Origin of the sequence: Corallococcus sp. AB049A (assembly GCF_003668885.1) — a bacterium.
GTDB lineage: Bacteria > Myxococcota > Myxococcia > Myxococcales > Myxococcaceae > Corallococcus > Corallococcus interemptor.
The window spans coordinates 1-6899 of sequence record NZ_RAWL01000441.1; the positions used below are offsets into that span (position 1 = coordinate 1).

Annotated in this window: 6 protein-coding genes; 3 read left to right on the forward strand and 3 right to left on the reverse strand. The window is 71.0% G+C overall.

The window, feature by feature from the left end; translation table 11 throughout:
- The 3 genes from D7X55_RS32815 to D7X55_RS32825 form a co-directional block, all read left to right on the forward strand.
- Window positions 1-600 (forward strand): STM4013/SEN3800 family hydrolase (locus D7X55_RS32815; protein ID WP_121725122.1); only part of this gene is annotated, 600 nt, incomplete at its 5' end.
- Window positions 597-1910, forward strand: a complete 1314-nt coding sequence (locus D7X55_RS32820; RefSeq protein ID WP_121725123.1) for an STM4012 family radical SAM protein — start codon at window positions 597-599, stop codon at window positions 1908-1910. The genes D7X55_RS32815 and D7X55_RS32820, both read left to right, overlap by 4 nt.
- Entirely contained in the window at window positions 1907-2806 is a 900-nt protein-coding gene (locus D7X55_RS32825; protein WP_121725124.1) for an STM4011 family radical SAM protein, read from the forward strand. Before D7X55_RS32820 ends, D7X55_RS32825 begins: the two co-directional genes overlap by 4 nt.
- Here D7X55_RS32825 and D7X55_RS32830 read toward each other — a convergent pair.
- The 3 genes from D7X55_RS32830 to D7X55_RS32840 all read right to left on the reverse strand — a co-directional run bounded on the left by D7X55_RS32830 (window position 2773) and on the right by D7X55_RS32840 (window position 6621).
- Window positions 2773-3903, reverse strand: a complete 1131-nt coding sequence (locus D7X55_RS32830; protein WP_121725125.1) for an STM4014 family protein — start codon at window positions 3901-3903, stop codon at window positions 2773-2775. The two genes, D7X55_RS32825 and D7X55_RS32830, sit on opposite strands and share 34 nt — an antisense overlap.
- 9 nt (window positions 3904-3912) lie before the next feature.
- Window positions 3913-5250: a WGR domain-containing protein gene (locus tag D7X55_RS32835; protein WP_121725126.1), complete on the reverse strand. Its 1338-nt coding sequence runs from the start codon at window positions 5248-5250 to the stop codon at window positions 3913-3915.
- Window positions 5251-5313: 63 nt separating this feature from the next.
- Window positions 5314-6621, reverse strand: coding sequence for an OmpA family protein (locus D7X55_RS32840; RefSeq protein ID WP_233610212.1), 1308 nt, complete (start codon window positions 6619-6621; stop codon window positions 5314-5316).
- Window positions 6622-6899 lie beyond the last annotated feature (278 nt).

The window sequence follows — 6899 nt, forward strand, 5'->3', positions numbered from 1 at the left end:
CCCGTCACCCCGGGCCGCCACCCGCGCCCCTTCGCCCTGCGCTTCGAGGGCAGCGAGACGACGGGCCCCGGCACCTGCGTGCTGGACGCGCCGGACCTCGTCACGGGCCTGGCCGGGCGCGGCTATCACACGGTGTGTATTGGCGGGACGGGGTTCTTCAACCAGCGGAACCCCCTGGGCCGCGTCCTCCCGGGCCTCTTCTCCGAGTCGCACTGGGACCCCTCGCTGGGCGTCACCGACCCCCGATCCACGGAAAATCAGGCATCACTCGCGGTGAAAATCCTGGGGTCGCTGCCCCGGGAGCAGCGGGTGTTCCTGTTCATCAACGTCTCCGCGCTGCACCAGCCCAACCGGCACTACGTACCCGGGGCGACGGAGGACTCGAAGGCGACGCACGCGGCGGCCCTGGCGTACGTGGACCGCCAGCTGCCGCCCCTGTTCCAGGCGCTGCGGCGGCGCGGCCCGGCGTTCTGCATCGTGTGCTCGGACCATGGGACGGCGTACGGCGAGGACGGCTACTCGGGGCACCGGCTGGGACACCCGGTGGTGTGGACGGTGCCCTATGGCGAGTTCGTGCTGCCGGTAGACTCCGCGCCATGACGCGCCTGGAGTCCATGCTCGAAGGCACGCCGTACGTGGCGTACCTCTACGGCTACCCGCACAAGACGGCGTATCGCCCGCTGACGCCCGCGCTGCCGCTGGAGGACGTCTGGGCGAAGGAGCGGCGGGACGCGCTGTTCCTCTACCTGCACGTGCCCTTCTGCGAAATGCGCTGCGGGTTCTGCAACCTCTTCACTGCCGCGGGCCCCAAGGAGGACGTCGTCGACGCGTGGCTCGGCGCGCTGAAGCGCGAGGCCCGCCGGGTGAAGGAGGCCCTGGGCCCGTCCACGTTCGCGCGCGCGGCCATCGGAGGGGGCACCCCCACCCTGCTGGACGTCGCGGGGCTGGAGACGGTGTTCGACCTGGCGGCGGAACTGGGCGTGGACCCGCGGGACGTGCCCATGTCCGTGGAGGTGTCGCCGGAGACGGTGGACGCGGCCAAGGTCGCGGTGCTGAAGGCCCGGGGCGTGGACCGGGTGAGCATGGGCGTGCAGAGCTTCCTGGAGGCGGAGGTCGCCGCGGTGAAGCGGCCGCAGAAGACCGCGCAGGTGGAGGCCACGCTGGACCTCTTGCGGAGCGCGGGCTTCCCCACGCTCAACCTGGACCTCATCTACGGCATCGAGGGACAGACGGTGGCGAAGTTCCTCCACTCGCTGGAGGCGGCGCTGCGGTACGCGCCGGAGGAGCTGTACCTCTACCCGCTCTACGTGCGGCCCCTCACCTTCCTGGGCAAGAAGTCGCGCGCGTGGGACGACCTGCGGCTGTCGCTCTACCGGACCGGCCGGGACTTCCTCCTGTCGCGCGGCTACACGCAGGTGTCCATGCGGATGTTCCGCGCGGCGCATGCTCCGGCCGCTCGCGGCGCGGTGTACCGCTGCCAGGAGGACGGCATGGTGGGCCTGGGCGTCGGCGCGCGTTCGTACACGGGCTCGGTGCACTACTCGTCCGAGTACGCCGTGGCCTCGCGCGAGGTGCGCGGCATCATCCAGGCGTACATCGAACGGGACACGGCGTCCTTCGGTGAGGTGCGCTACGGCTTCGTGCTGGACGCGGCCGAGCAGCGCCACCGGCACCTGGTGCTGTCGCTGCTGGCCGAGGGCGTGGACCCCACCGTGTACCGGCAGCGCTTCGCCACGGAGGCGAAGGCGGACTTCCCGATGCTCGCGGAGCTGGAGGCGCACGGGCTGGCGCGCGACGTGGACGGCGTGTTCCAGCTCACGGCCGCGGGCGTGGAGCGCTCCGACCTGATTGGCCCGTGGCTGGACTCCGAGGCCGTGCGCGCGCGGATGCAGGAGTACGCCTGGCGATGAAGCTCACCGTGCTCTACCGGGGCCCGCTGTCCGGCTGCAATTACGGCTGCGAGTACTGCCCCTTCGGCAAGTGGAAGCAGAGTGAAGAGGAGCTGACGAAGGACCGCGCGGACCTGGAGCGGTTCCTCCAGTGGGTGGAGTCGCGCACGCAGGACACCCTGTCCGTGTTCTTCACGCCGTGGGGCGAAGCGCTCATCTGGCCCTGGTATCAGCAGGCCCTGGCGCGCCTCACGCACCTGCCCCACGTGGAGCGCGCGGCGGTGCAGACGAACCTCTCCTGCCGGCTGGACTGGCTCACCGACTGCCGCACGGAGAAGCTGGGCATCTGGGCCACGTACCATCCGGAGTGGATGAAGCGTTCGCGCTTCCTCGCGCAGTGCCAGCAGCTGTCCGAGCACGGCGTGCGGCACAGCGCGGGCATGGTGGGCTTCCGGCGCTTCGCGGACGAGGCGGAGGCCCTGCGCCGCGAGCTGCCCGACGACACGTACCTGTGGATCAACGCGGTGAAGGACGGCCTGGACGCGTACACGCCCGAGGACGTGGAGCGCTTCACGCGCATCGACCCGCTCTTCCCGGTGAACAACACGCGCCACCCCAGCCGGGGCCGGGCCTGCCGCGGTGGCGAGTCCGTGCTGTCCGTGGACGGTGACGGCACCGCGTACCGGTGCCACTTCATCAAGGAACCGCTGGGCAACCTGTACGCGCCGGACTTCGACGCGGCGCTGAAGCCGCGCCCGTGCTCGAAGGACACGTGCGGGTGTCACATCGGCTACGTGCACCTGGAGTACCTGGAGCTGGACCGCGTGTTCGGCTCCGGGCTGCTGGAGCGCGTGCCGGCGACGCGGCTGTGGACGGGCGGCGCTCAGCGCAGCGCTTCGCGGATCTCCCAGTCGTAGACGGACAGGCCGTCGCGCGTGAGGCCGGGGAGCAGGTCCCCGAAGGCGTTCGCCTCCAGCACGCGGTGGCCGTGGAAGAAGTCCTCGAACATCAGGTCGATGCCCACGTGGAGGCAGTCGTGCGCGCGGGCCACGGTGCGGCAGCTCTCCATCGCGGCCTCCAGTTCCTGGAGGGGCACCGCCGCGTGGAAGGCGTCCAGGTCTCCCCGGTAGCCGCCCAGGTGCAGGTTGGTGATGGGCAGGCGGCTCTGGCGCACGACGGTGAAGGCGGGCTCGCCGCCGATGGTGACGACGCGGCAGTCGAACAGGTCCCCGCCCAGCCGCGCCTTGGGCCGGGACTCCTCCACCTGCGAGCCTTCGCGCAGCAGGAAGGCCAGCACCGCGTCCACCTCCCCCGCGTCCGTCACGCGCCGCACCTTGAGGGAGTTGAACCAGCCGGTGGCGCCCCGGTGCAGGCTGGTGAGCAGCGAGCCTCCCGAGCCCTCCGCCCTGCCCGGCCGGTACACGGCGAGGCAGGACGCGGACGAACCGCAGGACAGCTTCACGAACGCTTCACGCCAGCCCGCTTCGCGCATCCCTGTTCGCAGGGCCTCCGGGGTGGTGATGTCATCGAGGTACGGCGGCACGGGGATGCCCAGGCCCGCGTACCGGCGCGACGTGATCCGCTTGTCGAACAGGTCCGCGATGGCGCCCGGAGAGGACAGCACGCGCCAGCGGGGGCGCTGGGCGAAGCGGGCGGACAGGTCCTCCAGCACGCGCAGGAAGCCCAGGTGGTGCTGCCGGGGGCACAGCACGCGGCCGTGCTCATCCGGCAGGGCTTCCAGCTGTCCGGGCGTCACGGTGTCGCAGCCCGCGCCGAGCGCATCCGCATGGCCCCGCTGGAGGAAGGCGCGATCCACGGCCGGGTCCTCCCCTGCCGCGTCGATGCGGACGATGCGCTCCGTGCCGGGCAGGTCCAGGAGGACGTCGGGTTCGCGGGCCACGGTCTCCCACGCGACGACGTGCGCGGGAGGAAGGCCGGCGCGGACCAGCGCCTCCTGGAAGAGCGTGACGCGCCGGTTCCCGGGGTTGCCGATGATCAGGAACGGCGGCGGCATGCAGGCGGGCTACTCGCCCACGGCGGCGTAGCGCGACTCCTCGTCGTACGGCGTGCGCTGGTTGCCGCTCGCCACGGACTTCGCGAGGGTGGCCACGGCCTTCTGCCCGGCCTTCGTGAGGAAGTTCTGGGTGACGTCGAGCGACTTGAGGTGCTGGAAGGCCTTGGCGTTCGCGGCCAGCGTCTGGGCGCCTGCGTCACTCATCGTGCCCATGGACAGATCCAGCGCTTCGATTTGAGCGAGGATCTTCGACCCGGGCAGCGCGGCGCACAGCGCGTCGGTGAACTCGGCGTTGCGCAGTCCCAGCTTGCGCAGGGCCGGCACGCCCTCCGCGTCGAGCAGTGGCTTGAGTTCCTTCACCCCGCCGCCCGCGCCGTAGTTCTCCTGGCCGAACCAGACCTCCAGCGACTCCAGCTTCGGCCACTTCGCCTTGGCGATCTCCTTCACCGCGCCCTCATGGAGACCGCCGGTCTCCACCGTGAAGGACCGCAGCTCCGGCAGGTCGATCTTCCCGAACCCGATCTCACCGCCGCGCACGCGCAGCTCCTGGAGCTGGGGGTAGACCTTGTAGAGCGGCTTGAGGTCGCCCACCTGGGTCCAGGAGATCTCCGTCTCGTCGGGGAACTCGAAGTCGCCAATGAACAGCGAGCGCAGCGGCGGCGCGGGCTTCGCCTTCGCGAGCACCGCCAGCGTGTCGTCGTAGTCGTTCTCGCCGTCGAAGTTGGCCATGCCAATCGTCAGCCGGCTCAGGAAGCGCGCGGACGGATGGGCCAGCAGCTCGCCCAGCAGCTCCGGGATGTCCGCCGTGGAGTCGTAGTCCACCTGGCCCAGGCGGGCCTCGCGGATGAATCCCAGGTGCCACTCCAGCTTGAGGGTCTCGTCGGAGACGGCCTCCATCAACGACTCGCCCAGCAGCTCGTTGGCGTGGTCCTCGATGAGCGTCGCCACCTTCTTGCGAGTGGCCGCGGGTGCATCCAGCGAGGCGTGCTGCAGGAGGATCAGCTCGGCGCGCGGGTCTCCCTCACCCTTGAGCCACTCGGCGTACGCGAGGTAGCCCTTCACGTCGTCGGGCCTGGCGAGGATGGCGGCCTCCAGGTCCGGGTTGACGGCGGACTCGGCGCTGGCCCCGTCGCCGTCTCCGCCTTCGGCGAGCGTGTAGCCCTTGCCTTCCTTCTCGCGGATCTGCGCGTCGTAGGCCTTCTTCGCCTCGGCCTTGGAGTCGAACTCCTCGACCTTCTCCTGGCCGTCGGTGCCGATGCGGCCCCAGCGCTTGGTGACTGTGGAGCCCTTGAGGGTGATCTCCCAGAACTTGCTGGAGCTGCCTTCGGTGAACTCGTAACGGGGCATCGCGGCGTCCCTTCGGCGAAGAACGCACGCGACGCTAGAGGAGCCCTCCGGCAACCTCAAGGCTCAGGGGCGCAGCAGCACCAGCTCCACGCGGCGGTTGAGCTCGCGGCCGCGGGGGATGAGGTTGGGGGCCTTGGGGCTGCGGTCGGCCAGGCCCACGGCCTCCACTCGGGACGGGGCCACGCCGGCGCGGATCAGCATGTCCGCCACGGCGCGGGCGCGGGCGTCGGAGAGGCTCTGGCGCGCGGGCTCGGGAACCTCGCGCGCGTCGGTGTGGCCTTCGACGCGCAGGCGGGCCTTCGGGTCGCGCACGAGCAGATCCACGGCCAGGTCCAGCCCGGACAGCTTGGTGGGCACGGGCTTCTTCTCGTCGAAGCTCAGGGGCTCGGGCAGCTCGATGCGGCCCTCCTGCACCTTGGCGGCCTTGGCGGCCTTGGGCGCGGGCACCAGCGCGAAGGCCAGCGACGCGTCCGAGCCGGCGGTCAGCTCCACCTGGCGCGTCTGCGCGAGGAAGCCCTCGGCGATGAGGTCCACCGTGTACGCGCCCGCGGACAGGGGCACGTCCTGCGGCTTCTTGCCGGGCACGGTGAGCTTCAGGGGCTCGCCCGTGCCGCGCACGAAGGCGGTGGCGTTGATGGGCTTCTTCGACGTCACCTGGAGGCGCAGGCGGCTGGGCGCCACGGGCGTGCGCTCCACTGGCGGCGTCACGGAGGCGACGGTGGCACCGGGCTTCACGCCCGCGTCCATGGGCGGCGCCTGGGTGACCTTCACCGGAGCGCCCGCGTCCACGGGGGGCGGCTTCACGGGCGGCGGCGCGGTGGCGACGGCGGGCTCGTCCTTCAGCGGCTGGATCATCTCCGCGGTGACGGCGTGGGTGAGCTTGAGCTTGAGGCGCGGATCCGGCGCGTTGGGCACGACGCTGGGGGACGCCTTCACCACGACGCGCAGGCCGCGCTGGGTCTGGAAGCCGACGGAGGCGGTGATCTTCCAGAGGAAGCCGTTGGTCTCGCTGAACAGGCTCCAGGAGCCGTTGGTGTACGTGACGCGCGAGACGAGGGTGTGCTCGCCGGGTTCGACCTTCAGGTTCGCGAGCCGGTGCACGCCGGGCGCGTTGAGCTCGTCCAGCGACGGCACGGCGAGCGGTTCACCGTCGAGGAGGAAGTCGGTCTCCACCAGGCGGTAGCCGTCCTCGGGCTTGAAGCCCGCGAAGAGCACCTGCACCTCGGAGGGAGACTCCGGGACCATGTCGCGCAGCTGGCGCTCCAGCTCCGCGCGCACCCGTTCCTCGCGCGTCGGTTCGGCGGCGAACGCGCCCGGCGCGAGGAGTCCGGCGAGGATCAGGGACCCGAATCTGAGGAAGGAGGAATCCACGAGGCGCACGCAGCATGGCACAAGGCGCCCCGGGACGATGCAGGGATACATCCCTGTAGGGCGAGCAGGCGGGCAAGAACGGTCTGGTTTTGGGAGGTGCTTGGCGGCTTCGCGGTGAATCCCACGTTCCAACCAGTCCTGGCATGGGGAGGCGGGGATGGATCATCCTGTCGCGAGCATGGATCCGCGGCCCGAATCCCCTCCGACGCCTGTCCCCTCCTCGCCCAAGGTGGCGCCCCGCTTTTCACGGCGGGCGTGGGCCTGGAGCGCGGTGGGGG